This is a genomic window from Parasphingorhabdus sp. (genome assembly GCF_041748495.1).
Taxonomy (GTDB): Bacteria; Pseudomonadota; Alphaproteobacteria; order Sphingomonadales; family Sphingomonadaceae; genus Parasphingorhabdus.
Map to the genome: position 1 here is coordinate 1 of NZ_JBGTDD010000158.1, position 26205 is coordinate 26205.

Consider the following 26205-nt stretch of genomic DNA (forward strand, 5'->3'; position numbering starts at 1 on the left):
GCATAAGCACTATCCTCCAGAAAATGACTTCGCCTGCGAGCCGGTCATTTTCTGGAGGATAGTGCTTAGCAAACCAAAACGGCTGAAGCCTTATACCAGCTACAAGCTGGTGGGTTTACTCCAAAGGTGAGACACTAAACGAAGGCGGTCAACCGGAGGATCAGCTTCGCAATCCTCTTGAACAATTGTTTCATGAACTCGCCGAATTAGCCGGACTTCCGGCAAAGGCCCTTACACTTGTCGGTGAAAAATCATTAGCCGAACTGCATACCCGCCCTGACTTCGCCGTCCAAGTGCACAAGGTGCTGAATGGATTTATCGAGGTCAAGGCACCAGGCAAAGGGGCCAATCCGAAAAAATACAAGGGTCATGACAAGGAGCAATGGGATAAGCTCAAGGCGCTTCCTAATCTTCTATACACAGATGGAAATGAATTTTCATTGTGGCGCGATGGTGAACCGGTCGGCAAGATCATCAAGCTAGATGGTGACATTGAAACATCGGGTGCAAAACTGGATGCGTCCGATGGTCTAATGCCGCTGATCAATGATTTCCTGTCGTGGCAGCCAATCCCGCCAAAGAGCGTCAAGGAACTGGCCCGCGTTTCGGCTCGACTTTGCCGGTTCCTCCGCGATGAAGTGATAGAACAACTCGAGATTAGCAACGCGCCACTAACCGAATTAAAAGAGGATTGGCGCGTCCTTCTTTTTCCCGATGCCGACGATCCGACTTTTGCCGATGGCTATGCACAAGCAGTCACTTTCGGCCTGCTGATGGCTAAATCTAAAAACTTGTCACTGGCCAATGGTTTAGATCAGGTCGCCAAAGAACTCGGTAAAACCAATACTCTAATCGGCACGGCGCTGCGCTTGCTCACGGAGCAGGATTTGTCACTTGGGCCTTCTCTGGACACGCTGACCCGTGTGCTGGACGTGGTTAGCTGGGCAGAGATTGCCAAGGGCGATCCAGAGGCATGGCTCTATTTCTACGAGGACTTTCTGGAGGTTTACGATAACAAACTGCGAAAACTAACCGGAAGCTATTATACGCCGCCCGAAGTCGTACAGACGATGGTGCGGCTGTGCGACGAGGCTTTGCGCTCGTCGAAGCGCTTTGCGGTAGCCGAGGGACTGGCGGGCAATCAGGTGCATATTGCCGATCCGGCGGTGGGGTCCGGGACGTTCCTGCTTGCCGTGCTTCGCTCCATTGCAGCAACGGTGGCAGCAGACGAAGGCGAGGGAGCCGTGGCCGCCAAGATTGAGGAAGCTGCTAAGCGGCTTTATGGATTTGAATTGCAATTCGGGGCCTTTGCCGTGGCGCAACTGCGCTTGTTAGCGGAGATGATCGAATTGGGCGCGAGCAATAGTCCGCAGTTATTTGTTACAGATACATTAAGTGATCCTCATGCCACCTTCGAAGGCGGGACGGGTATTTACAAGGAAATCTCCAAGTCACAGCAACAGGCGAACGAGATCAAACGCGCGCAGCCGATTACCGTCGTAATCGGGAATCCGCCGTATAAAGACAAGGCGAAAAACAAAGGTGCTTGGATAGAAAGTGGAAGTGCAAATAGAGTAGCACCGCTAAAAGATTGGCAGCCGCCAAATGATTGGGCAGTGGGAACACACACGCACAAGTTGCGAAATCTGTATGTCTATTTTTGGCGATGGGCCACTTGGAAAGTATTTGAACAAGGGGCGGGTGGTCGAGATTTAGAACCCCCAATTGAAGAACAACTGTCCGGAATGGTGTGCTACATTACGGTCGCTGGATTTTTGAATGGGCCCGGCTTTCAAAAAATGAGATCTGACTTACGCCGGGATTGCGACGAGATATGGATAATTGATTGCTCTCCTGATGGCTATCAACCGCCTGTCTCAACCCGTATTTTTGAAGGCGTTCAACAAGCTGTATGCATAGTATTGGCGTCGAAATCACCTGAAGCTGATAACAGCAAACCTGCTCAGGTTAAGTTTCGTTCCTTGTCTAAGGGACATCGCGAAGATAAGTTTGCGGAACTTGGTGATATCTCATTGGAAGATAATCAATGGCAGCCCGGAGCGAAGGAATGGCGCGCTCCATTTCTCCCAGAATTTTCAGGTGGATGGGGGGATTTTGTAGCCCTTGATAATTTGATTGGTGATAGCGGCATGGGTACCATGCCAGGTCGTACTTGGGTGATTGCACCAGATAAACAGACGCTTGAGGCTCGTTGGCAAGAACTACAAAGAGAGCCGCTGACTACAAAGCGCGCATCACTTTTCCATCCTCACCCGAGCGGTGATAGAACGGTCGACAAATCCAGCGCACAAGGTCTTGGGCGTCATCATGATGCAATCCAATCCATCGAATATGGAATAAAGGAAAAAAAATCCGATGACCCTGAAGTTAGAATTCTTGCTCACACGGCATCAGATATAATTACACCAACGAGGTATGGCTTTCGATCGTTTGACCGCCAGTGGATTATTCCCGATAATCGTGTGATAAACCGGCCCAACCCGAGCTTATGGAAAATCGATAGCAGCAACCAAATTTACCTTAGCGCATTGATGTCCCATGATCCGGGGAGTGGCCCGTCAATCACGACTACGGCACTAATTCCAGACTTGCACCAGTATAAGGGATCGTTTGGCGGACGTGTGTTTACCCTCTGGAAAGACGCAAAGGCAACCGAAGCCAATATTCCCGCTCCTATCCTTGCCACCTTAGCCAAATCCTTTGGTGAAGAACCCGATCCCGTTGACATTTTTGTCTATGTTGCTGCTCTGTTAGCACACCCTGATTACACCAAACGCTTTCGCGAAGATCTTATCCGTCCCGGCTTACGGGTGCCCTTGACGGCCGACAAGAAACTTTTCGCCGAAGCGGCTGAAATTGGAAAACGAGTGATCTGGCTTCATACCTTTGGCGAGCGCTTCGCCGATCCCGATGCCACCCCACCGCGCCCATCCGGCCCTCCGCGCCTTCCAGAGGGACAGCGTCCTACGATAACCAAGGAGGGCGCGGTTCCCGCCACAGCAGAAGATTTTCCAGACACTATCGACCATGATGCCGCAAAGCAGCGTCTATTGATCGGCAAAGGATTTGTCGACAACGTTCCAACGGCTGTATGGAAATATGAAGTGTCCGGAAAACAAGTGCTGCGCCAGTGGTTTAGCTATCGCAAAAAGGACCGCAGTCGTCCGCTAATTGGAGACAAAAGACCACCATCTCCCCTCGGCGATATTCAGCCGGATCATTGGTTACCCGAATATACCAGCGAACTTCTGAACGTAATCAACATTTTGGCCCTGCTGGTCGAGATGGAACCGGAGCAAGCAAATTTATTGCAGCGAATTTGCGACGGACCTTTGATTCCCGCCAGTAAAATCGTCTGATCATTCAGCAGACAATTCACCGCCATGCGCACCCGCCTCTCCATCTGCCGCAAGAAGCGCCGTTTCGCGACCGAGGCCGACGCGATCACGGCGGCGGTGAGTGCGGCGATTGTGCTGCGGCCCTATCTCTGTGATCGCTGTTTCCGCTATCATCTGACCGGCCGCACCCGAGGCAAGCGCCGGTTGCCTGGTACGGGTTGAGGTCAGGCGCTTCCGTTCCCCGCGCCGTGTCTGGTCCTTGGCGCAAAGCCATGGGCAGGCTGTCACAAACGTGAAATAAATATGCCATGAAAGAGCAACGCTGCCGTCATATTGCGCACATCAAGACGCACAGCACAGGCAACGGACAGGTTCACTCATGACATCCCATCTGCTCAAGACCATTGGCCTGTTCGCCGGCACCGCGGCGATTGCCCTCTATCCCGCTTCGGCGATGGCGGAGACGATTTCGGCCGAGCAGGCCGCGGCGCTGCTGGGCAAGCTGAACCAGCTTGAGCGCGAAGTCGCCGATCTGAAAGCGCAGCTGGGCGCGGTGCAGCAAAGCCAGCAGGTTTCGACCAGCGCGATCGCCGCGACCGAGGCAAAAATCGCCGCGACCGAAGCCAGGCCGGCACAGCAGCCGCCGGTCAATATCGGCTGGAAAGGCGCGCCCGAGATCAAGGGTGAAGGCGGCTGGAGCTTCAAGCCGCGCGGGCGGATTTTGTTTGATGCCGGCACAGTCAACGCGCCGGACAGCATCGTCGATCCCGGACTGGGCTTTGCCAGTGAAGCCAGGCGGATCCGGCTGGGCGTGTCGGGATCGATGCCGGGCGGATTTGGCTACAAGCTGGAAGCGGATCTTACGGGCGGTGACGTGGAACTGACCGACGCACTGTTCACTTATGAGGATGGCGGGCTGACGCTGACCGTGGGCCAGCATAATCCGTTCCAGGGCCTGGAAGAATTGTCGAGCAGCAATGACACCAGCTTCATCGAACGCGCCGGCTATACCGACGCCTTTGGTTTCGAACGCCAGGTCGGGATTTCCGCGCAATATGGCGTGTCCGACCTGTTGTTCCAGGCCGGCCTGTTCACCGACAATATTACTGATCTGAACGATGACGGGAATGACAGCATCGGTTTTGATCTGCGCGCAGTGGCGATGCCGAAATTCGGCGAGGTGCAGACTCATTTCGGCGCGTCTTATCATTATCGCGATCTGGGGGATGCGATCGGTTCGCGCCGCTATCGCCAGCGGCCGGCGGTACATTTTACCGATACGCGCTTCATCGATACCGGCGCTATCGGCGATGCCCGGTCGGAGCGCAGCTATGGCCTGGAAGCGGCGGTGATCGCCGGGCGTTTCCATGCCGTGGCCGAAAGCCACTGGCTCACACTGAACCGCAGCGGCAATCTTCCCGATCCGACCTTTTTCGGCGGCTCGGTCGAGGCGGGTTTCTTCCTGTCAGACGACACGCGTCGCTATGGGGATGGCATGTTCAAGGGGATCAAGGTGTCCGACCCGGTCGGCCAGGGCGGGCTGGGCGCGTGGCAGGTCAATGTCCGCTATGACCATCTCGATCTGTCCGATGCCGGCTTTGTTGGCGGCACGCAGGACGCCTATGAGGCCAGTCTGATCTGGAACCCGATCGATTATGTCCGCTTCCTCCTCTCCTATTCCAGGCTCGACTATCGCGACGCGGCGATCCTGGCTGCGGGGGAGGGAAATTATAATGTCGATGCCTTTGCCGGGCGGTTCCAGATCAGCTTCTGAGCCAGGACGGATATAAGGGGATTTGGTTCGCTTGGGGGGGGGTCGGTCTGCTGGCCCCGATAGCGCAGAAGAGATTCGTCGGGTTTCTTTGTCTAAGCTGGAGCTTCGGCGGCAAGCCTTTCTGTCATTCTCCTTCACGGGAGAAATATTTTTCAGGCCTGTATTATTGCAGATGCTCGGCCCAGGCGGGGCTGACGATATCATCGCCCTTGTTGCGGTCGGGCATCTGGCGGCCGGTTTCGGCAAAATAGGACAATTCGGCGATATTGGTGGCATGGTCGCCGATCCGCTCAAGATTTTTCGCGATGAACAGCAGATGCGCGGATTCGGTGATATGGGCGGGATTCTCGATCATATAGGTGATGATCGAACGAAAGAAGCTGGTGTAGAAATTGTCCAGCGTCTGGTCCCCGGCCCAGACCGAAACCGCCAGATCGACATCGCCATCGGCATAGGCCTTGAACGCATCGCTAACCAGATCGGAGGCAATTTTTGCCATCGAAGGCAGCAGTGCCACCGGCTCGATCTGGCGACTGGATTCCGCCACCAGCGGCACCCGCTTGGCGATATTCTTGGCATAGTCGCCGATCCGTTCGGCGATGCTGGATATCTTGAAGGTGGCGATCAGGTGGCGCAGGTCATCGGCCATCGGCGCGCGCAGCGCGATCGTCTGGATCGACAGCGTATCGATCCGCCGTTCCAGTTCGTCGATCTGCCGGTCGTCGGCGACCACCGATCTGGCCAGTTCGAGATCATTTTTCTCAAGCGCCGCAATCGCCCGGCTGATCGCGAGGGTGCTCTTGTCGCCCATCTCCAGAACCATCGCCCGGAGATCGTGAATTTCCGCGTCGAAAGCGCTCACGGTATGCTGGGCGATACTGAGATTCATGGGGGTTCCTTGTTACGCGTTTGCTCTTTGTAACAAAAATGTCATAAAATAGCAATCGAAATGCATTTCCGGTTGTCAGCCGCGCAGGAAAAAGGGGCTGTCGTTGCCGGCAGCCCCTTTTTCCCGTCCAACGGGATTTTCGTCCCGGAGCGATCCGATTGCCGGACCAGGCGATACCGCTTCGCCTATTTCAGCATGTCCTTGGTCAGGAGCGGCAGGTTTTTAGCGGCATCCACCGTCGATGCCCGGACATCATCCGACGCCGCGATCAGGCCGATCTTGGCCAGATAGCCGTCGCGTCCACCAGCGTTCACAAATTCCGTGGCAAATTCCTGGATACCCGGGATCACGCCCACATGATGCTTTTTCAGGTAGATATACATCGCGCGCGCGCCGGGATATTCACCGGAAACAATCGTATCATAAGTAGGCTGCACACCGGACAGGGCGATGCCGCGAACCGTGTCCTGATTTTCCTCGAGGAAGCTATAGCCGAAGATCCCGATCGCATTGGGGTTGGATTTCAGCTTTTGCACGATCAGATTGTCATTTTCACCGGCGTCCAGATACGCGTTGTCGGACCGGATGTCATGACAAATGGCTTTATAGGCATCCTCGTCGCTATCCTTGAGCGCCTTGGTCGCCGGATCTGTCTGGCAGCCGACTTCCATGATCAGTTCGGTCAGCGAATCCCGCGTACCCGATGTAGAGGGCGGGCCATAGACGCTGATCGGAATGGATGGCAGCGACGGGTCAATATCCGACCAGTTCTTGGTGGTATTTTTCTTGCCATAAGGATTTGCCGCAATGGCCCGGTAAATCTGTTCGGTCGTCAGGGCAATGGCGGGACCATTATTGGCCTGTGCCACCGCAAGCCCGTCGAGGCCGATGTTGATTTCAACAATGTCGGTGACACCGTTTTTCTGGCACAATTCAAATTCGGTCACCTTCATCCGGCGCGATGCATTTTCAATATCGGGCGTGTCGGCGCCGACTCCGGAACAGAACAGGCTCATGCCTGCACCGGTTCCGGTCGACTCCAGCACCGGCGCCTTGAAGTTGCCCGAGCTGATAAAATATTCCGATACCGCCTTTGCAAACGGGAATACGGTTGACGATCCGACAATCCGGATCTGGTCCCGGCTGCCGCCGCCACCGCTGCCGCCGGCCTGATTGTCACAGCCAGCCAAGGCGAGCGTCGCCAGAGCGAATATTGCAGTTTTGCTTTTCATCAAAAATTCCTTGTTCAAGGTTGCTTTCGCACCGACATTTTCTGTGCGACCTTTCGAGCCTGTCGTCTACCGTTGATCGATGACCTCTGGATTACATAAATATTTCACTATTATTGCAGACATTGGTCGATGTCCCCTTGGCTAGCGCGGTGCCCGCTTCATCGCCTCGAGCGGCGGGCTGGTCGGCGTGGCATGGAACAGCTCCACGCGCTCGAAGCCAAGACTGCGATAAAAGCGCTGGTTGGCCGGATTGCTATTTTCCAGATAGACCATCGTGCCGGTGGCATCGCAGGCATCGAGAACCGGATCGATCAGGCGGCGATCCAGCCCCCTGCCCCGTCCGGCGCCAGATACACCCACGGTGAACAGATAGGCGTGCGGCTCTGTCGGATGATGTCTGGCCATGGCGTCACCCGCCGCCTTGCCCCGCACCAGGGCGCCCCAGCCAGAACTGGCGAACAGGCCCCAATAGGTTTTCCACATGGCCGCCCCCGAGCCATTGGGCTTGTCGCCGGGCAGCAACCACATGGTCGCGGCGAGGCCTTCGCCATCCTCCGACAATATCTGGCAAAATCCATGGGGGGCATAGATCGATCGCGCGAGATTGGCAAAGGTCCGCTGCATCGGCGCTGAACTGCCGAACAGCCAGAGATTGAAAGGGTCGTCGCGAAAGGCGTCTGCGGTAATGGCTGCAAGCGCTGGCACGCTTTCGGGGCCAACGGTATCGACCCCCGGCGCGGACAATATATCCGACGCTTTCAGCATCGGCCCTGCAGCCGCTTAGTAAATGCCACCTTGGGCCTGCAGGAATTCATCATCATTGCGGGCCGGACCGCGATTGCGGGCGGCTTCCAGAGCGCGGGATTCCGCTGCCGCCCGCTGCGCCAGCAATTGCGCCTTGCGGGCCTCCAGACGCGCCAGCAGATCGTCCTTGCGGAGTGAACGACGGGGCTCTGTTTCGGGTTTGAAGACATCCCAGATGACCGCCGATTTGGGATCATCGGTCGGCCATCCGCCATAGACCCGCTTGCCGGTCCTGCGATCGACCCGCACCATCCGCACGCCCTTTGGGGCGACAAAGGGAGTTTTCGGCATACCCGCCATTGCCCGCTCGGCAAATTGCCGAAATATCGGTGCCGCGAGTGTGCCGCCCTGCGCATAGCCGCCCATATTGCGTGGCTGGTCAAAGCCGAGATAAACGCCGGCCACCATGTCGGGCGAACCGCCGACGAACCAGACATTGGTCGGACCGCTGCTCGTGCCGGTCTTGCCGAACAGGGGCCGTTCGAGACTTCTCAGATTCTGCGCGGTTCCGCGCGTGATCACGCCCTGCAATATGTCGACCATCTGATAGGCGGTCATCGGGTCCATCAACTGCTTGCCCACCGGCCGTGGACGCGGCATCGGCTGCCCGTCCCAGTCGCTCAAATTGCAATTTTCACAATTGCGCTTGTCGGCGCGAAAAATCACCTTCCCCTGCCGGTCCTGGACAAAATCAATCACCGTCGGATTCAGTTCCCGCCCGTGATTGGCCAACATGGAATAGGCATTGGTCAGGTTCATCACGGTGGTGTCGCCTGCTCCCAGCGCAAAGGCGAGATAGGGCTGATAGTCACCGATCCCCATGGTCTTGATGGTTTTGACCACATTATCCATGCCGGCATCATTGGCTGCCCGCACAGTCATCAGGTTGCGAGATTGTTCGACGCCCCAGCGCAAAGTCTGCTCGCCGGCACTGCGCGCATTGCCGAAATTCTGAAAACATTTGCGGCCCAGAGAGGCCGATTGATAGACGCAGAACGGGCTGTCGGCGATCAATGTCGCGGGAGTCATGCCATGCTCCAGCGCGGTGGCATAGACGAAAGGCTTGATCGTCGATCCCGGCTGGCGCTGGGCCTGGGTCGCGCGATTGAACGAGCTCATGCGATCATCAAATCCGCCCTGCATTGCCCATATCCGGCCGTTTCGGGGATTTTGCACGACCATGCCGCCCGAGACTTCCGGGACATTTTCCAGCCGGTAGCTGCTGCCCCCCAGAGGGCTGACAGCAATGATGTCTCCGGCTTTCAAAGCGCTGGGTGCAGAATTGATCCGGCCAGTGGTGCCATCCGAAAATCCGATCTCGGCGCCGCCACCGGCGGGCCGGATGGCAACGGCAATCTGCCAGTTAGAAAAATCGGTGCCAATGAAGGTCGACAAAAGCCGCCGCGGCCATTGGTCATCCATCTCGATCTGGCTGATCGGGCCGCTCCAGCCCCTGCCGCTGCTGTACCGCAGCAATCCGCCACGCAGCGCATCCTTGGTATATTCCTGCAATTCCGGGTTAAGCGAGGTCCGCACCCAGAGACCGCCGGAATAGACGCTATAGGGTCCTGCGTCCTCATTCTCGCCAAATTGCTCGATCAGCTGGCGCCGAACTTCCTCGACAAAATAGCCTCCGACCCGTTCAAAACGGGGTCCGGAGCGGGCAATCGTGCCCAGCGGCCGCGCCGCCGCGGCCTGAAATTGCGAGGCAGTGATCCAGCCATTGTCGCGCATCGCCGCCAATACCCAGTTGCGCCGGCCGATTGCGCGCTGTTCGTGCACCTCGGGACGGTAATTGGACGGTCCCTTGGGCAGAATCGCCAGATAGGCCATCTCGTGCAGCGCAAGCGCATCGACATCCTTGCCAAAATAGGCCTGGGCAGCGGCCTGCACGCCATAGGCATTGCGACCGAGAAAAATCTGGTTGAGATAGAGTTCGAGAATTTCTTCCTTGGTCAGCACATCCTCGATCCGATAGGCCAGTATCGCTTCGCGGACTTTCCGGCGATAGGAGACCTCGCTGGTCAGCAGCAGGTTCTTGGCAACCTGCTGGGTGATGGTCGATGCACCGACAGGACGCCCGCTGCTGGAGATATTGGTGACAATAGCGGTCGCAATGCCAGGATAGTCAAGGCCGCCATGTTCAAAAAAGGTCCGGTCTTCGGCAGCCAGATAGGCGCGCACGAGCAGCGCCGGATATTCCGAAAACTCCAGTTGCACGCGCCGTTCGCGCGCATAGCTATGCACCGGCTCGCCATCATAGGCGCGCACCGTTGTCGGCAAGGGTGGCTCGTAGGTCTGAAGCGCCGCTGCATCGGGCAGATCCCGGGCAAAGATCAGCCAGACCAGAAACCAGCCAAGGACACAGAGTCCCAGAAAAGCCACCAGCAAGCGAAACCATTTTTTCTGCCAGAGTCTCTCGACCCGCTCGAAAAAACTGCCCGTGCTTCGCTCCAGCTTGTAGGCGAGGCTTTCTCCAGCCGTATCAGACGCTTCATTTACCATAGGCTGGGCTATCTAAACCGGCTCGCCTGCATTTTCCAGCGATTATCGATGAAAAACGCGTGCCGCCTCGACACGGGACGGTCGAAGCATTCTACCCGGCCAGATTATTCTAGCGCATCGCGAGTTTTCGCGCGAAATGCGACTCGATTGCGCTGCCGACCCCGGCTGCAACCTTCGTTCGGCCCTGCCGGGAATTCAGGAAGGCGACATCATCCTTGTTGGTCAGATAACCGGCTTCGAACAACACCGACGGTGTATCGGGGGCCTTCAGCACCACGAACGAGGCATAGCGGTGAGGTATTTTGCGAAAAGTCATTTGCCGACCGGCTTCGCGGTGGAGCAATTTGGCAAAATCCGCGGAAATATTCATGGTTTCGCGCTGGGTCAGGTCGATCAGGATCGACGAGACATCCTGGTTCGCCCCGCCAAGATTGATACCGTTGATGATATTGGCCTTGTTCTCGCGCGCTGCCAGTTTGGCCGCTTCCCGATCCGACGCAACTTCGGACAAGGTATAGACAGTGGCCCCGGATGCGATTTCATTCCCTGCCGCATCAGCATGAACGGAAATGAACAGATCGGCATTGAGCCTGCGGGCAATACCGTAGCGTTCTTCCAGCACCAGATATTCATCGGAGTCACGGGTTAGCGCCACGCGGACCATGCCGCCCGCCACCAACCGGTCCCGGATTGCCCGAGCGATCGCAAGAGTGATGTTCTTTTCATAGGCGTTGCCATGCGGAGACACGGCACCCGGATCGTGTCCGCCATGTCCTGCATCAATAACGACGAGCGGTCTGCTCGGATCACTGGGTCCATATATTTTCGGCAAACGAACCGAATCCCGCGGCTTGCCGAGGGGCATCTTTACGCTGTAGATTTGCCTTGGCGGTTCGGCGCGGAACTGTATCGGCGGCAGAAACGACTGCCGGCCGGTTGCAATCTGATTCTGGCCGACCGATTGCAGCTGCAGTTTCAGGCTTTTTCCGTCGTTCGAAAAACTGCCTCTGGTGATCACTGCCGGTTGATCGAGGTCGAACACGATGCGTGCGGTATTGGGATTAAATTGTCCCTGACGCACAGCTTTGACAATACCGGTCGCATAGCCACCCTGCCCGGCCTTGCCGCCCTGTATATCAATGGCGATGCGGTCCGGCCCAATCAGGGAAAAGCTTGACGCCCCTTCCACCAGATCATCGAAAGAGATGGTGATTTGTGAACCACTGGCTTCGATCCGGCTGATCGAACCCGCCTGGACCGGAAGGGTCGCCAACAGAGAAGAAACCAGTATTGTTGCCATTGCCATGGCCTGCCTATGCATCCCATAGCCCTTTTTGGTCCAGTCAATTTTCATAGATTGCGGCTTCCTGAATGGCTCACATCGTGAAACGGAGTGAAGACGCAATTAAGGATGCTTTCGTAAAACGCCGTAAAATGACGCGGTTAACGGGCCATTAGGCATGAATGGGAGCGCCAGCCACTCGACCGCCGTCAATCCGGTCGGTCACAGTTTGTGTTGCCGATCAGCACGAGCGGTGCTAGCAACATGAATGAACCTTTCGGGAAGAATCCGGAACCGGTTCGTCTAAATGCCGATAATCATTCGGCATCTACCAGGTTGACGCAACATGAGGCATGAAATCTCCGGCTATGAGGCTCTCCATTTTGGAGGCGCTTCCTTGGGCGGAAAGACTTTGGCTATCGGCCAGAGCCATGCGGTTGTTGCAGACACATTTTTATCAGAAATATTTGAAATCAACCGGATGACGCCGCCCGCCCCTTATCAAAGGAACGCGCGCACAGAAACGTCATCCCCATTATATCGCATGGACCCGCCGGGCTCTGATCCGTCGCTCCCTGCCAGGAGACTATTGAATGACTACGCGCATGCTAATCGACGCGCGCCACCAGGAAGAAACCCGGGTGGCTGTCGTAAAAGGGAACAAGATTGAGGAATTCGATTTTGAATCATCCGAGCACAAGCAGCTCAAGGGCAATATCTATCTAGCGAAAGTCACCCGCGTCGAACCGTCGCTGCAGGCTGCTTTTGTCGATTATGGCGGCAACCGCCACGGGTTTCTGGCCTTTTCCGAAATTCACCCCGACTATTATCAGATTCCGCGTGAAGATCGCGAAAAATTGCTGGCCGAAGAAGCCGAGCATGCGGCGGAAGAAGCCGCTCTCCGTGCCCAGGAAGAGGAAGAAGATGATTCGCCGGCCGACATGGTTCGCAGCGAAGCCACCGAAGAACTCGACACCGCGCTGGTGGAAGTCGACAAGGACGATAGTGTCGACACGATCGATGTCACCGAAGGCGAAATGCCGCAGGAAAATGGCAGCGACGAAGACGATGACGATGACGACGACAATTATGGCGACGATTCCGACGATGATTCATCCGAAGGAAATGAAGAGGGCAAAGGCAAGAACGATGGGCGGCGCGGACGCGGCGGGCGGAGCAAGGGTCGCGGCAAGGGCAGCATGCCCAAAGCCAGTGATCAGGCGCGTCAGAAGCGCATGGCGCTGCGCAAACGCTACAAGATTCAGGATGTCATCCAGCGGCGACAGGTTGTGCTGGTCCAGGTGGTCAAGGAAGAACGCGGCAACAAGGGCGCGGCGCTCACCACCTATCTGAGTCTGGCCGGCCGCTATTGCGTGCTGATGCCGAACACCTCTCACGGCGGCGGAATCAGCCGCAAGATCAACAATGCCGGCGATCGCAAGCGCCTGAAGTCGATCATTGGTGATTTGAATCTGCCAACCAGCATGGGCTGTATCGTCCGCACCGCCGGCCTTTCCCGGACCAAGCCCGAGATCAAGCGTGATTTTGACTATCTCGCCCGGCTCTGGGACGAAATCCGCGAAAAAACCCTGAGCGCGACGGCGCCGAGCCTGATCCACAGCGACAGTGACCTCGTCAAACGCGCCATCCGCGACATTTACAATCGCGAGATCGAGGAAGTGCTGGTCGAGGGTGCCAATGGCTATACGGCGGCGAAGAATTTCATGAAGCTGCTGATGCCGAGCCACAGCAAGCGGGTGAAAAGTTACGCTGATCCGGTCTCGCTGTTCCAGAGATATGGCGTGGAGGATCAGCTGTCGGCCATGTATTCGCCGGAAGTCCAGCTGAAATCCGGTGGTTATCTGGTGATCAACCCGACCGAGGCTCTGGTATCGATCGACATCAACTCTGGCCGCTCGACCCGAGAACACGGGATCGAGGCCACCGCCGTCAAGACCAATATGGAAGCCGCGGCCGAAATCGCACGGCAATTGCGCCTGCGCGACATGGCCGGGCTGGTCGTGATCGACTTCATCGACATGGACCGCAGCGGCAATGTCCGCAAAGTCGAACGGGCGATGCGCGATGCGCTGAAAAATGACCGGGCGCGGATTCAGGTGGGTCGGATTTCGAGCTTTGGCCTGATGGAAATGAGCCGCCAGCGTCTGCGCACCGGCGTGCTCGAGGCCTCGACCAAAGTCTGTCCGCATTGTGAAGGGACTGGACTGGTCCGCACGGCATCGTCTGCCGCGCTGTCCGTGCTCCGCCTGCTGGAAGAAGAAGCCGCAAAGGGCAAAGCCAGCGTGATCAGCCTGCGCACCAGCCAGGAAGCTTGCATTTACGTATTGAACAGCAAGCGTCACGAAATCGACGATATCGAAAAGCGTTACGGCGTCTCGATTGAAATCGTACCGGATGGCGAAACCGAAGGCGCGCGGATGGACATCCAGACTTCTGGCAGCCCGCCGAAAAACATGCCCAAGTTCGAGCCCATCATCGATGACGACGACGACGATGAAGATCATATCGAAGAAGAAGAAATCGTCGAAGCCGTCGAACGCAACACCGAAGCGCGCGAAAGCAAGCGCAATGGCGAACCGCGCGATGACAATGGCGAACGGCCCAAGCGCAAGCGGCGTCGGCGGGGCAGACGCAATCGTGGCGGGGATCGGCCGGATTCCGGCAATACGGATAATGCTGGCGGCGAAAATGGTCGCGGCGAGAATTCCGTTGAAGCCGCCGCACAGCCTGACGACACCAGCGCCGAGCAGAAGGAGCAGCCCAAGCCCCGCACCCGTCGCAACGACAGCCGCAAGTCTGAGGCGGAATCCGATGCAGCGTCCGCAACCGGCGATGACGACAAGACGGAGGCGAAGCCCCGTGGCCGCCGTCGCTCCGCCAAAAGCGAAGCCGGGACTGAGCAGCCCGTGGCAAGCAAGGACGCGGGTAGTGAAGCGGCAGAAGAAAAGCCGAAACGCCGTCGCGCGCCGCGCAAAGCCAAGGCAACAGCCGCAGCACCAGCGACGACGACCGCTGATGCACCGGCTGATTCGCCAGCTGATGGAACGGGTGAGAAAAAGCCGCCGGTAAAGCGGGCGCCAAGGACACGGGCCAAAAAGGCTGATGCTGCGGAGGGGTCTGACAAGGCCGCTCCGAAAGCAGCCAAGGAGGCCAAGGAGAAGGCCCCCGCCAAACCGCGCAAAGCAAGGTCAACCGCCAAGCCAAAAGATGAAGCGGTCGCCAAAAGCTCCGACAGCGACCCCTCGGAGTCCAGCGATGGATCGCCTCGCCAGGGCTGGTGGCAGCGTACATTTGGATAAAGAACCAAGGACCGTTCCCGCCCCTTGACCGGGCGGGAACGGTTGATATTTCATCCGGCGTTCAGGCAGATACTGTCAGGGGGGACAATACCAACCGGACTTTCATGCTGAGGAATTTCATGCGCAATTTTCTTGCTGTTTCATTTTCCCGCATCCTTTTGCCCGCCCCAGGCCAGCTAACCCGCTTCCTGATCGCCTTTCTGGCTATGGCTTCGGTCATCGTGCAACCGGTTGCCGCCCAGTCAATCTTGCGCGACGCGGAAACAGAAGCGCTGTTCGCCGACATGGTGGCACCGCTGGTAGCGGTATCCGAACTGGATTCCAACGAGGTCGAGGTCGTGCTGATCAATGATCGGCAGATCAACGCCTTTGTCGCTGGCGGCCAGCGCATCTATTTTTACTCAGGTCTGATTGAAACAGCCGACAGTGCCAATGAAGTGCAAGGCGTCATGGCCCACGAACTGGGCCATATTACCGGTGGCCATATCATCCGCTTTAACGAAGGTGTGCAGGCTGCCACCGGCATTACCATTCTCAGCCTTATCCTCGGTGCCGCAGCAATCGCAGCGGGGGCCGGCGACGCCGGCATGGGCATAATGGCCGCTGGTCAGCAAGCGGCGATGGGCAAGTTTCTGGCGTTCAGCCGGGTGCAGGAACGATCAGCCGATTCCGCCGGCGCCCGCTATCTGGCCGACGCCGGCATTTCCGGCAAAGGCTCGATCGATTTTTTCAAGAAGCTGCAAAATTACGAATTCCGTCTCGGAATTCCGCAGGAAGACAGCTACGGGCGGACCCATCCTTTGTCCGGCGAACGGGTCAGTCTGCTTCGCGATGTCTATGAAAAAGATCCGGCCTGGGACCGTCCGCCCGATCCGGACATCGAAGCCCGCTTTCAACGGGTCAAGGCCAAGCTGCTCGGTTATACCGCAGAGCCGGCCGTGACCTTGCGACAATATCCGGAAAGCGACCAGTCGGTCCCTGCCCGCTATGCCCGCGCTTATGCCTGGCACAAGAGCGCCTATCCCGACCGCGCGCTTTACGAGGTCAACAATCTGATCGCGTCCGCACCGAACGACCCGTATTTTCTGGAACTTCAGGGTCAGATATTGCTGGAATCCGGCAAACCGAATGAAGCGTTGCAATCGCTGCGCCGAGCCGTGCAGCTGACCAACAACCAGCCGTTGATCGCGAGCCTTTTCGGGCATGCGCTGATCGCCACCGAGGATCCGCAATATCATGACGAAGCGACGCAGGTCCTGAAGGCCGCAGTGAACAAGGATAACCGCAATCCCTTTGCCTGGTATCAGCTGGGCGTGGTCTATTCGCAGCAGGGCGATATGGCGCGGGCGCAGCTGGCAACGGCAGAAAGTTCGATGCTGCAACGCAATTATGCCAGCGCGATCCGCAGTTCACAAATCGCCATGTCCGGCATGCCGGAAAATACACCGGACTGGATCCGGGCGCAGGACATTTCCTTCATCGCCAAGGCAGAATTTGAAAAAAACAACCGGCGTCGTTAAGCCATGGCGCGCTTGCCAGAGCCATTGAGGCTGGACAAGTCCTGTGGTCATGGCCAAGGCCGTCGTGCAAGGAAAGAACGCAATTGTGGATGACAGTTCAAACAGAAAGTGGATGATTATGGCGGGTGGCGGACTGGCGATAGCGGCGGCGTTGAGCGTCTGGTTCTGGCAAAGCAGCAGCGCGCCCTCGGCCGAAACAGCCAGCGAAGCGGCACTGGCGGCAGGCATTGACGCGCAGCAGCAGAAGGCAATCGAGGCAATTGTTCGCGACTATATCCTGACGAATCCCGAGATCATTCCGGAAGCAGTCGAGCTGCTGCAAAGCCGGCAGAAGGCGAGCGCAATCGATGGCGTGCGGGGACAAATCGAAGCCCCCTTTGCCGGGAACGCCTTTGCCGGCAATCCCAACGGAGATGTGACGGTTGTCGAATATTCGGATTTCAACTGTCCCTATTGCAAGCAGAGCGAGAGCGACATCGCCAAGCTGATTGCCGAGGACAAGAATGTGAAGGTCGTGTTTCGCGAGCTGCCGATCCTGAGCGAAGCCAGCAATGACGCTGCGTTGATGGCACTGGCTGCGGCCAAGCAGGGCAAATATTATGCGTTTCACAAGACCATGTTCGCCACCGGTCGCCCGACCCCATCGACGATCGAGGCCGCTGCCAATGAAATCGGTCTCGACATGGCGGCCGCGCGCGCCTTCATCGCCTCACCCGAAGCGAAGAACGAGATACAGAATAATATCGCCATCGCGCAGCAATTGCGCTTCACCGGAACACCGGCCTGGGTGGTTGGCGATCAGTCGGAAGTGGGCGCGGTTGGCTATGAAGGCCTGAAGGAAATGGTCGCGAAGGCGCGCGCCGCCAACTAGACTGGATTGCTAGGCCTGATCGGCACTGCCCTTGAACCCCTGAGCGATGACATACCATTCCGAAGAGCCCTTGCGACTGGCCGGCGGCTTGGCATGTTTGACCACATCGAAATGTTTTTTGAGCAGAGTCAGCAATTCATTGTCGGTTCCGCCGGCCAGAACCTTGGCGACAAAGGCCCCGCCCTTCTGAAGATTCTCCACCGCGAAATAGGCGCCAGCCTCGACCAGCCCCATGGTCCGCAAATGGTCGGTCTGCTGATGGCCAACGGTATTGGCGGCCATATCCGAAAGCACCAGATCAGGCTTGCTGCCCAGCGCTTCCAGCAGCATGTCGGGAGCCGCGTCGTCCATGAAGTCCATCTTGAAAATGGTCACGCCCTCGATCGGATCGACCTCGAGCAGATCGATGCCGACGATCGTCGCCTTTGGCGCATATTTACGCATCACCTGAGCCCAGCCACCCGGAGCGATGCCCAGATCGACAACCGCTTTTGCGTTGCGGACCAGCTTGAACCGCTCATCCAGCTCGAGCAGCTTATAGGCCGCCCGTGAGCGATACCCTTCGGCTCTGGCCTGCTTGACATAGGGATCGTTGAGCTGCCGCTCGAGCCACCGTGTGGAACCGATTTTTCGACCCTTGGCCGTTTTGACGCGTTGCTTGTTTCCCGCTCGGCCCCGGCTCATCGAACCGCGCGCCGTTCGTTGGCCGACATCAGCGAGCGCAATATGCCTTCACGGATGCCGCGATCCGCAACGCCAACCCGGGTCGCTGGCCAGATATCGAGAATCGATTCCAGGATCGCGCAGCCGCCGACCACCAGATCCGCGCGCTCCCGTCCGATGCACGGTATCTCCGCTCGCTCGTCCGGCGATGCATGCGCGAGCATATTGCTGATTTCGCGCATCGATTCGGTCGGGACGATCAAGCCGTCGATGACGTTGCGGTCATATTGCGGCAATTTCAGATGCAGGCTGGCGAGAGTGGTCACCGTGCCGCTCGTGCCCAGCAGACGATAGTCGCATTGGTCGAGGCGCGGCAAGCGCGCGGCAAAACTGGCGAAACTGTCGGCAACCCGCGCCCGCATCGCGGCAAAGGCCTCGATCCGCGCGCGCCGGTCATCGCCGTCAAATTTTTCGCTCTCGGTCAGCGAAACCACGCCCCAGGGCGCGCTCTGCCAGTCGATGATCTCGGGGGCAGACCCGCTGGTATCAACCAAAACAAGCTCTGTCGATCCGCCGCCAATGTCAAATATCAGCGCTGGCCCCTCGCCCGGCTCGAGCAATATCTGGCATCCCAGAACCGCAAGCCTCGCTTCCTCTTCCGCGGTGATGACGTCCAGAGCAATTCCGGTTTCACGGCGAACCCGCTCGATAAACTGGTCACCGTTGCTGGCTCGCCGACAGGCCTCGGTGGCCACCGACCGTGCCAGTGTCACGTTGCGCCGCCGCAGCTTGTCGGCACAGATAGACAAGGCCGCAACGGCCCGGTCCATCGCCCGGCTGCTGATCTGTCCGGTCTCAACCAGACCTTCACCCAGCCGCACGACCCGCGAAAAGGCATCGGTGACAATGAAGCCGTCCGACGATGGTTTCGCGACAAGCAGGCGGCAGTTGTTGGTGCCCAGATCTATCGCTGCATAGGAACGCAATTTGGGCCAGCGCACAATGCCCGGTTGAACGGGAGGCGCAGCACGACTCTGTCCATTATGTGTCGCCGCAGGCTTCTGGCGGGATTTCCTTGCGGATGATCCGCTTTTTGTAACTTGCGGCGATGGGGATGCTTGATCCACCATAACCATACTCTTATGTTCTCCGGATCGGATAATACCGCCGGTACTTGCCATCGAAGATAACGCTGCAGGGCCTTAGACGCAAGGGCCGGGAACCCTGTCGCACGGAAAATATGATGTCCTGCCGCAAATTCAGCCACGAAGAACGAAGATAGGCACGATATCGCGCCATCTTTGACATCGTCCAGCCCCCGTCCGACAGCAATTTCCAGCCCATTATAAAATTTGCCCGACCCAGCGTGTTCCGGTGTGCCTCAACCGTGACAGAACGCGGACGGCGGGAATGATGCATTGGGATCTGGTGCCGGGTTGGGCCAGGAACACAAGATATGTAGCCAAGATGATCAACGCCCGGGCCGAGACGCTGGCAGAAAGGCCGTCCTTCATTCCCCTGTTCGACCATCATCGATGCATCATCATGGTTTCCGGATTTTTCGAATGGCAGCGGGAAGCACCGGCTGATAGCTATCGTGATGAGTGGACTGCGATCCGGATTTCCAGCACGCTCAACAGCAACCGCAACATCGGCCCCGAACCGCTCCAGCCTTTAGCCGCCTTGTCCCTACCAAAAGGCTTGACCCACAGTCGCTCCCTGCCTATTGCCGCGCACCGGCACTCCCCTGTCGTATAATGGTAATACCACGGACTCTGACTCCGTTAATTGAGGTTCGAATCCTCACGGGGGATCCAGTTTTCTCTGGCAACATATTGAAATATATGACTTTACTTATCATCCATGATTGCTGCTCCCACCCTCGCTCCCGATTTGCGAGTTGAAGCGGATCTGGACAGGTTGGTCAAACGTGTCGCCGCCGCAAACAGATAGGTAAGCCGCTGGATCACGGCGCGTGAGTTTGGCATAGCGTCACATGATCTGCATCCCCTGCATGTCGCCAATGATCAGAAAACGACAGCTTCATTGCTTCCGCCATCAGGCTTGAAATAAAAAGCCCTTTGATCATCCCGGGCTGGCCGCCTTCAAGCGATAAAAAATCCCGCTTTCATCATGACCGGTGAGTTCCAGCACGCCGCTGACAACATGCATTTTGGTTGCGTTCGTTGGAAATGGTATGTCGGCCAGCACTTCGATAAACTGGTTTGGCATCGCATGGAAATGGAAAGGGCATCCCGGCGGATAGGCCAGCAGCACAACGCGGCTTTGCCGTGACCCCTTGTCCAAGGGCATCATCCACCCGGCCACCTTGATGCGTTTGCCCGCAAGCGATTTGACGGTTGGGGTGAATAGCGGTTTCGAATAGAGATACCCATCACGGCCTGTTCTGGTCTTCTCTTTGGTTCCCTCCAGCACCGACCATGAAATGCCGCCTTTCGGTGTTGCCGCCGGCTTCCAGACATCTTCCACAGGTGCCTTTCCTCCGTTTTGCATGGCTGCGGAGGCGGATGCTGCGTTCAGAATGATTGCCGATGCGAGGATCAGTAAAGGCAGGATTTTCATTGGTAACCTCATGCGGTTCGGGCGAGAGTTCGCGCCAGATTGATACGAAAAACGAGCGCTGCAGGGATGAGCGCGGCGAGCACACCGATCAGGAGCACGGCGCCGACTATGGCCAATTCGGCAGGGAGAAAGCCAAATGCATTCAGTCCAAGCTCGCCGAGCGTCTGGAAGCTTCGGCTTGCGATAAAAAGCGCTGCATGGGCTCCGATCAGCCCGAATATAGCTCCGGAAGCGGCCGTTATCAGGCCTTCCAGCAAAATTGTGCCGAAAACCTGCGGTTTGCTGGCACCCATCACCCTTAACAACGCAAGATCAGCCTCGCGGGACCTCGCCATGGTCAAAAGAGCGATGAAAATTGCAAGGCCGCCGGTCGCAGCCAACAGCCAGGCGAATATCCGGGCTCCTTCCATCCCCGCTCCGAACAAGGCGATTAGTCGCGCAGTTTCAACTGCCGGTGTAGCAGCCTGCAGGTCGGTCTGGCGATTGATCATGGAAGGGATGCGAATGGCGCCTGATGCGTTCCGGTAGCTTACCAATATTGCGGTGAGTTCGGGCTCCAATGCCCCACGCGTGGTTTGAGATTGATCCCCCGTTGCATGATCGTGATGGTGCTCACCCTGCGGCTCCTCCCGGTGATCATGATCAATCCCGTGAACATCCCAGACGCTCTCGACCGAAGTCAGAATAAGACGATCAAGAACTGTTCCACTTGGGGCGAGTATGCCCACTGTTTCAAAGGGGGCATGGTCGTGTCCCTGCCCGTCCGCTTGCTCGGTTTCGAGGCCATGGCTGCCGATGAACTGCTGTCCAAGCCGTGCGCCGGTTGCTCTAGCCACGGCGGCTCCCAGTATTGCATCCATCGGGGTTTCAAACATCCTCCCCTGGTCGATTTTGCTACCGTGAAAACTAACATAGGATGCATCGGTCCCGACAATTCGGTAGCCATCGAAATTGTCACCGAGCGCAAGTGGAATAGCAGCTCGGACCGCCGGATCGCGGCGCAGCATGGCAAGGCTATCGAACGGGATATTACCGGTGGGCTGATCGACGTGAAATATACTCGAAAGGATCAACTGCAGCGGCGACCCCTTTGCCCCGACCACCAGATCAATGCCTTGGGAATCGCGCTCCAGTCGGCTCGTCATCTGGCTGCTGAATTGCACGAGCAGCACAAGCATGGCCACAGAGATCGCCAGCAACAGGATATTGAGTGCCGTGGTGAGGCTACGATCACGTAAATAGGCGAAAGCGAGTCCGAGCATGGCTAGTCAGCCCTCCCGCCCTGTTGCGCCAACACGATCCGGTTGGGGAATACGGACGCCAACCGGTCATCATGAGTGGCGACCAGCAGAGTGACGCCAAAATCTGAAGCACATTGCAGCAGAAGCTCAGCGACCTGCCGGGCGTTTAAGGCATCAAGCGCCGATGTCGGTTCATCAGCGATAAGCAAACGGGGTCTCGTCGCCAGAGCTCTGGCAATTGCCGCCCTTTGCGCTTCGCCCTGGCTCATTTGATAGGGTTTCGCATTTGCCAGGTGAGCGATCCCCATCCGGTCCAGCAGAGTAGCAATCAGGGGAGCATCCGTGGCTCCCCGTGAAAGGCGCTGCGCCAGCAATAAATTGCCTGATAGATCCAGTGCCGATACCAGGCGGAGCGTTTGAAAAATAATGCCAATATATTCTCGCCGGACTCTGTCACGTTCTGCTTCGGTAACGGTTGCTATATTGCGACCGGCAATACTGACCATTCCTTTGTCTGGCGAAAGGAGGCCACTGATCAGATTGATCAGTGTAGTTTTGCCGGACCCCGAAGGACCCACTAGCAAATGATGACCCCGCTCCGCGACAGACAGACTGAAATCCGAGAAAATATGCTTTCCATCAATGCTGTAATGCAGATTGTCAATTTCGAGTAACATGGGTTTAGTGAAACATCGCTGTGTTGCTCACCGGCTCTCGGGTGATTGAGGATATCCCGCCTTGGGGATGTTCGCCTTTTCCCGTTCGGTGCGCGCTTTGCTTCTCGTGCTTGCGCGGGCCAATCGCAATCTCATTTGCAGATAGATTTGGATCGTCAGCCACGCGTCGATCGAGGGACAGCTTGCCACCGGGTCTGCCACCTGCATCTTCTGAGACCAGAGGGGGAACATCATTTTTCCCAGGATTTGGAAAGTCGCTCCAGGATTGACCGGACCGGAAGGATCCGGCCTGAAACGGATTGTAACGATGCATGACGGATCCGCCGTCGAGGCTACAGGCCTTTGCTCGGGTACCATAACCCAAGACCGCCACTGCAAGGACAAAGCCCCCGCACAAGAGCTTCAACAATATCATAAATGATATGTTACATCATATCTTTAATGAATCCAAGATTAATTGGTGTAAATGTGACAAACAGTGAGATGATCATATCACTTGGCAAGCATGACAGACCCCGGTCATCTCCAGAAAAATTTCGTTCGGTTGGAAATCCTGGTCGTCGCACAGCCGGGCCAATCCGGTGATTGCTTCCTGACAGTCAAACATTTCAAATTTGCCGCATATGCTGCACAGGGTCGTCAACCCGCCATCGCAGGATGATGGGACATAGGCCTTGCGCGAGGCGATCCGTCGCGCTTTCCCGTTTATTACATGACGCTCAAGCGCTCGATAAACTTGCGCTGCTGCAACATGGGGCAGTTGGGCCGCGATTTGATAGGCACCCATGGGCCGAGTGCTCTGACGGAGAATTGTTGCGACCTGTTTGTCCAGCGCAAATGCTTTTCGGCGTTTCAAGCCTCAATCTCATTCTTAGGCGAACACCGTGAACGACGGCGCCAATTGGAAATATGGGCCAGCGCAAGAATGGTGGCGCCGATACTGCTCAGGATCATCTCGTCGACATTATTTCTGCTGTCCAGAGCAATCCCCATAAGCATCAACCCGAGCACGCCGGCAACCAGCGGCAACGGTGATCTGTGACGATGCATCCCCAAACCGAGCGCGGTCAAACTCAACGGCAAAGCCAATAAAATAGCATATAGATGGAGTGCTTCTGGAAATCGGAAAACAGAACTCAACGCAGGCAGCGCTGCCAAGACCAGTGGGAGAGCCAGGCAGTGGAGAAGGCAGATGGCTGACAAGAACAGTGCCGAGCCATCCAGCCGATTGGTAAGTTGTGGCGGCACAGATTTTATTTCCCTTGCATCTACAAAGTTCGGAAATTATTACCTAAATGATATGTTACAACATTACATGCTTCGCAAGGACTTAATTTTATGACGCTCGATTCAAACAAGCTTTTGCCGGTAACGGTCATTTCTGGTTTTCTGGGAGCAGGCAAGACCACGCTGCTCAACCATATTCTTGGCAACCGTGATGGCAAGCGGGTGGCCGTGATCGTGAATGACATGTCAGAAGTGAACATTGATGCGGACCTGGTTCGCGGCGGGGACGCTTCGCTATCGCGCGCAGAAGAGACGTTGGTCGAAATGACGAACGGTTGCATCTGCTGCACTTTGCGGGACGACCTGTTGATCGAAGTCCGAAAACTATCGGAGCAAGGCCGCTTCGATTATCTGGTGATTGAAAGCACCGGAGTGTCCGAACCCCTTCCCGTGGCTGCTACATTTTCATTTCGGGATGAGGACGGACAATGTCTGGGCGACGTATCGCGTCTCGATTGCATGGTGACCGTCGTCGATGCGGTCAATCTGATGAATGATTATTCGAGCAGTGATTTTCTCGCAGACCGCGGCGAGACTGCCGGTGAAGGCGATGATCGCCGTCTGGTCAGCTTGCTGGTGGAACAGATTGAATTTGCCGATGTCGTCATCGTCAACAAGGCGAGTGCGGTGTCTGCCGAACAATTGGCGGTGGTGAAGCAGGTCGTGGCGTCGCTAAACGCCGATGCGAGGATAATCGAAGCCGATTATGGCAAGGTCGAACTTGATGCGATCCTTGATACAGGGCTGTTCGATGACGAGAAGGCAGAACAGCATCCCTTATGGGCCAAAGAACTTTTCGACTATGCTAATCATCGGCCCGAGACCGAAGAATATGGAGTCGAAAGCTTCGTGTATCGTGCGCGCTGCCCGTTCGATCCAGAGCGTTTCTATGATTTCCTGACGCAAAACGGTCTTGACAATGTGATCCGCGCCAAGGGTCATTTCTGGCTCGCCACCCGCCCCGATTATCTCGGAGAACTCGCGGTTGCAGGCAGCCAGACGATTACCACACGCATGGGCCGCTGGTGGGCGGCAGTGCCCAAGAACCGCTGGCCTGAAGATGACAGTTTCGAACAATTCGTCATGCGCCATTGGGATCCAACCTGGGGTGACCGCCGGCAGGAACTTGTGTTCATCGGCATCAAAATGGATGAAGCGCGTATCCGCAGGGAACTCGACGCCTGTCTGATCGCTGGCGATGCGTTTCAGCCCGAGCAATGGGCTGCGCTCGCGGATCCCTTTCCGGCATGGGAAGCACCGAAGCCTGCGCTGGAACCCGCAGAATGAGCGTGGACACAAAAGAGCGGTCAGTCGCGCTAATCGCTGGCAATCCCGAAAGCTTAAGCGGGATCCGCAACGAAAGTGTTGCGATTGCGATCTGGAAGAGAGTGCCGCCTTTATGTCTGTCGGAACTGAAACTAGATGGCATATCTGACCTATGTTTCACCGCAGCGATCGGCGAGCTAGCCGCCGCTCTCAATGTCGCGCTTGAGGATGCCGGTCATCAACGAGACGGTGCCCGAGATATCTTGCACGCCGATATTCTGTCGCTTGCCGATCGATTTGCCCGGATCATGCAGACCAAATTTGTCGAAATACGGCTGGAGCATGTTACCACAAATGCCTGCAAGAAATTCCACACGGATTACGTCACCGCAAGACTGATCACCACTTATATAGGTCAGGGCACGCAGTGGCTCGATGAAGATCAGCCGGCCGATTGCGATTGCGGCGATCCCCACAATATCCAGCAGATGCGGACCGGTGATGTTGCCCTCTTCAAGGGTCGCCTCTGGTCGACCTGCGCCGCCATTCACCGCTCGCCGCCAATTGAAGGAACCGGCGAAGAGCGGCTGGTGCTGGTTATCAACCCGGGCAGATCGGACGGGGGCAACGACGATGACAGATGAAGCTTTCGACTTTGACGCGAATCCGGATTTTGTCGCCGAATATGATCGTGGTCCGCCGATGTTCATGCCGGGCTATGCAGCCAGCCATGTCATGGCAGCTTCGGTGCTGGTGGACCGAATAGGCGCAGACGCAGATCTGCTGGTTGTCGGTGCCGGCGGCGGGGTTGAGATCGCAGCCTTCGCGGGATTGTGCGCTGACTGGCGGTTTGTCGCGGTCGATCCATCACAAGCGATGCTCGATCTTGCCGCCACGCGGCTGGAACGGGAGCGACCGCGGACGCAGACAAA

At 57.0% G+C, this 26205-nt stretch carries 20 protein-coding genes, 1 tRNA gene and 1 pseudogene; 11 read left to right on the top strand and 11 right to left on the bottom strand.

Annotated elements, in window-relative coordinates; all coding sequences use genetic code 11:
- Positions 1-185 precede the first annotated feature (185 nt).
- From ACEW8J_RS13955 to ACEW8J_RS13965, 3 genes are all read left to right on the top strand, one after another.
- Positions 186-3380: a type ISP restriction/modification enzyme gene (locus ACEW8J_RS13955; RefSeq protein WP_373492253.1), complete on the top strand. Its 3195-nt coding sequence runs from the start codon at positions 186-188 to the stop codon at positions 3378-3380.
- 24 nt (positions 3381-3404) lie between these two features.
- The gene (locus ACEW8J_RS13960) at positions 3405-3581 is read left to right on the top strand and encodes a hypothetical protein (protein ID WP_373492254.1); all 177 of its coding nucleotides are present in this window, start codon (positions 3405-3407) and stop codon (positions 3579-3581) included.
- A 157-nt stretch (positions 3582-3738) separates the two neighbouring features.
- Entirely contained in the window at positions 3739-5133 is a 1395-nt protein-coding gene (locus ACEW8J_RS13965) for a porin (RefSeq protein WP_373492255.1), read from the top strand.
- Between the two features lie 163 nt (positions 5134-5296).
- Here the strand turns inward: ACEW8J_RS13965 and phoU are convergent, their stop codons facing one another.
- The 5 genes from phoU to ACEW8J_RS13990 form a co-directional block, all read right to left on the bottom strand.
- Positions 5297-6010, bottom strand: a complete 714-nt coding sequence (gene phoU, locus ACEW8J_RS13970; RefSeq protein WP_373492272.1) for a phosphate signaling complex protein PhoU — start codon at positions 6008-6010, stop codon at positions 5297-5299.
- Between the two features lie 197 nt (positions 6011-6207).
- Positions 6208-7254: a substrate-binding domain-containing protein gene (locus ACEW8J_RS13975; protein WP_373492256.1), complete on the bottom strand. Its 1047-nt coding sequence runs from the start codon at positions 7252-7254 to the stop codon at positions 6208-6210.
- Between the two features lie 141 nt (positions 7255-7395).
- Entirely contained in the window at positions 7396-8019 is a 624-nt protein-coding gene (locus tag ACEW8J_RS13980; RefSeq protein WP_373492257.1) for a GNAT family N-acetyltransferase, read from the bottom strand.
- A gap of 15 nt (positions 8020-8034) precedes the next feature.
- Complete coding sequence (locus ACEW8J_RS13985) at positions 8035-10563, bottom strand: penicillin-binding protein 1A (protein WP_373492258.1); 2529 nt, start codon at positions 10561-10563, stop codon at positions 8035-8037.
- A 109-nt stretch (positions 10564-10672) separates the two neighbouring features.
- Positions 10673-11863 carry an N-acetylmuramoyl-L-alanine amidase gene (locus ACEW8J_RS13990; RefSeq protein WP_373492259.1) on the bottom strand — a complete coding sequence of 397 codons (1191 nt, stop codon included), beginning with the start codon at positions 11861-11863 and terminating at the stop codon, positions 10673-10675.
- A 575-nt stretch (positions 11864-12438) separates the two neighbouring features.
- Between ACEW8J_RS13990 and ACEW8J_RS13995 the strand changes: the two genes are divergently transcribed.
- The 3 genes from ACEW8J_RS13995 to ACEW8J_RS14005 all read left to right on the top strand — a co-directional run bounded on the left by ACEW8J_RS13995 (position 12439) and on the right by ACEW8J_RS14005 (position 17556).
- Positions 12439-15165, top strand: coding sequence for a ribonuclease E/G (locus ACEW8J_RS13995; protein WP_373492260.1), 2727 nt, complete (start codon positions 12439-12441; stop codon positions 15163-15165).
- A 119-nt stretch (positions 15166-15284) separates the two neighbouring features.
- On the top strand, positions 15285-16685 hold the full coding sequence (locus tag ACEW8J_RS14000; RefSeq protein ID WP_373492261.1) for a M48 family metalloprotease: 1401 nt from the start codon (positions 15285-15287) through the stop codon (positions 16683-16685).
- A 112-nt stretch (positions 16686-16797) separates the two neighbouring features.
- Positions 16798-17556 (top strand): DsbA family protein, encoded by a 759-nt coding sequence (locus tag ACEW8J_RS14005; protein WP_373492262.1) that lies wholly within the window; start codon positions 16798-16800, stop codon positions 17554-17556.
- A 9-nt stretch (positions 17557-17565) separates the two neighbouring features.
- Here the strand turns inward: ACEW8J_RS14005 and ACEW8J_RS14010 are convergent, their stop codons facing one another.
- Both ACEW8J_RS14010 and ACEW8J_RS14015 read right to left on the bottom strand, forming a co-directional pair.
- Positions 17566-18240, bottom strand: a complete 675-nt coding sequence (locus ACEW8J_RS14010; RefSeq protein WP_373492263.1) for an RlmE family RNA methyltransferase — start codon at positions 18238-18240, stop codon at positions 17566-17568.
- A complete protein-coding gene (locus ACEW8J_RS14015) occupies positions 18237-19349 on the bottom strand; it encodes a Ppx/GppA phosphatase family protein (RefSeq protein WP_373492264.1) in 1113 nt (370 codons plus the stop codon). The genes ACEW8J_RS14010 and ACEW8J_RS14015 overlap by 4 nt, the downstream gene beginning before the upstream one ends.
- A 208-nt stretch (positions 19350-19557) precedes the next feature.
- On the opposite strand from ACEW8J_RS14015, the pseudogene ACEW8J_RS14020 reads away from it, so the two are divergent.
- Both ACEW8J_RS14020 and ACEW8J_RS14025 read left to right on the top strand, forming a co-directional pair.
- A pseudogene (locus ACEW8J_RS14020) lies at positions 19558-19977 on the top strand (SOS response-associated peptidase family protein); the annotation flags it as partial.
- Positions 19963-20036 (top strand) — tRNA-Gln (locus ACEW8J_RS14025). The pseudogene ACEW8J_RS14020 and the gene ACEW8J_RS14025, both read left to right, overlap by 15 nt.
- Before the next feature lie 268 nt (positions 20037-20304).
- Here the strand turns inward: ACEW8J_RS14025 and ACEW8J_RS14030 are convergent.
- The 4 genes from ACEW8J_RS14030 to ACEW8J_RS14045 form a co-directional block, all read right to left on the bottom strand.
- Complete coding sequence (locus ACEW8J_RS14030) at positions 20305-20802, bottom strand: DUF3299 domain-containing protein (RefSeq protein WP_373492265.1); 498 nt, start codon at positions 20800-20802, stop codon at positions 20305-20307.
- Between the two features lie 8 nt (positions 20803-20810).
- Complete coding sequence (locus ACEW8J_RS14035) at positions 20811-22064, bottom strand: ABC transporter permease (protein WP_373492266.1); 1254 nt, start codon at positions 22062-22064, stop codon at positions 20811-20813.
- A 2-nt stretch (positions 22065-22066) separates the two neighbouring features.
- A complete protein-coding gene (locus ACEW8J_RS14040; RefSeq protein WP_373492267.1) occupies positions 22067-22720 on the bottom strand; it encodes an ABC transporter ATP-binding protein in 654 nt (217 codons plus the stop codon).
- Between the two features lie 852 nt (positions 22721-23572).
- A complete protein-coding gene (locus tag ACEW8J_RS14045) occupies positions 23573-23968 on the bottom strand; it encodes a MerC domain-containing protein (RefSeq protein ID WP_373492268.1) in 396 nt (131 codons plus the stop codon).
- Positions 23969-24058: 90 nt separating this feature from the next.
- Between ACEW8J_RS14045 and ACEW8J_RS14050 the strand changes: the two genes are divergently transcribed.
- From ACEW8J_RS14050 to ACEW8J_RS14060, 3 genes are all read left to right on the top strand, one after another.
- Positions 24059-25294: a GTP-binding protein gene (locus ACEW8J_RS14050; RefSeq protein WP_373492269.1), complete on the top strand. Its 1236-nt coding sequence runs from the start codon at positions 24059-24061 to the stop codon at positions 25292-25294.
- Positions 25291-25917, top strand: a complete 627-nt coding sequence (locus tag ACEW8J_RS14055) for a DUF1826 domain-containing protein (protein ID WP_373492270.1) — start codon at positions 25291-25293, stop codon at positions 25915-25917. The genes ACEW8J_RS14050 and ACEW8J_RS14055 overlap by 4 nt, the downstream gene beginning before the upstream one ends.
- On the top strand, positions 25907-26205 hold a 299-nt coding region (locus ACEW8J_RS14060; RefSeq protein WP_373492271.1), incomplete at its 3' end, for a class I SAM-dependent methyltransferase. The genes ACEW8J_RS14055 and ACEW8J_RS14060, both read left to right, overlap by 11 nt.

Coding starts and splice junctions, on each gene's coding strand:
- ACEW8J_RS14030 (WP_373492265.1), bottom strand. CDS start 20,802: ATGAAAATCCTGCCTTTACTGATCCTCGCATCGGCAATCATTCTGAAC.
- ACEW8J_RS14055 (WP_373492270.1), top strand. CDS start 25,291: ATGAGCGTGGACACAAAAGAGCGGTCAGTCGCGCTAATCGCTGGCAAT.
- ACEW8J_RS14035 (WP_373492266.1), bottom strand. CDS start 22,064: ATGCTCGGACTCGCTTTCGCCTATTTACGTGATCGTAGCCTCACCACG.
- ACEW8J_RS13975 (WP_373492256.1), bottom strand. CDS start 7,254: ATGAAAAGCAAAACTGCAATATTCGCTCTGGCGACGCTCGCCTTGGCT.
- ACEW8J_RS13965 (WP_373492255.1), top strand. CDS start 3,739: ATGACATCCCATCTGCTCAAGACCATTGGCCTGTTCGCCGGCACCGCG.
- ACEW8J_RS14000 (WP_373492261.1), top strand. CDS start 15,285: ATGCGCAATTTTCTTGCTGTTTCATTTTCCCGCATCCTTTTGCCCGCC.
- ACEW8J_RS13990 (WP_373492259.1), bottom strand. CDS start 11,863: ATGGCAACAATACTGGTTTCTTCTCTGTTGGCGACCCTTCCGGTCCAG.
- ACEW8J_RS13980 (WP_373492257.1), bottom strand. CDS start 8,019: ATGCTGAAAGCGTCGGATATATTGTCCGCGCCGGGGGTCGATACCGTT.
- ACEW8J_RS14040 (WP_373492267.1), bottom strand. CDS start 22,720: ATGTTACTCGAAATTGACAATCTGCATTACAGCATTGATGGAAAGCAT.
- ACEW8J_RS14010 (WP_373492263.1), bottom strand. CDS start 18,240: ATGAGCCGGGGCCGAGCGGGAAACAAGCAACGCGTCAAAACGGCCAAG.
- ACEW8J_RS14015 (WP_373492264.1), bottom strand. CDS start 19,349: ATGGTGGATCAAGCATCCCCATCGCCGCAAGTTACAAAAAGCGGATCA.
- ACEW8J_RS13985 (WP_373492258.1), bottom strand. CDS start 10,563: ATGGTAAATGAAGCGTCTGATACGGCTGGAGAAAGCCTCGCCTACAAG.
- ACEW8J_RS14050 (WP_373492269.1), top strand. CDS start 24,059: ATGACGCTCGATTCAAACAAGCTTTTGCCGGTAACGGTCATTTCTGGT.
- ACEW8J_RS13995 (WP_373492260.1), top strand. CDS start 12,439: ATGACTACGCGCATGCTAATCGACGCGCGCCACCAGGAAGAAACCCGG.
- ACEW8J_RS14005 (WP_373492262.1), top strand. CDS start 16,798: ATGATTATGGCGGGTGGCGGACTGGCGATAGCGGCGGCGTTGAGCGTC.
- ACEW8J_RS13960 (WP_373492254.1), top strand. CDS start 3,405: ATGCGCACCCGCCTCTCCATCTGCCGCAAGAAGCGCCGTTTCGCGACC.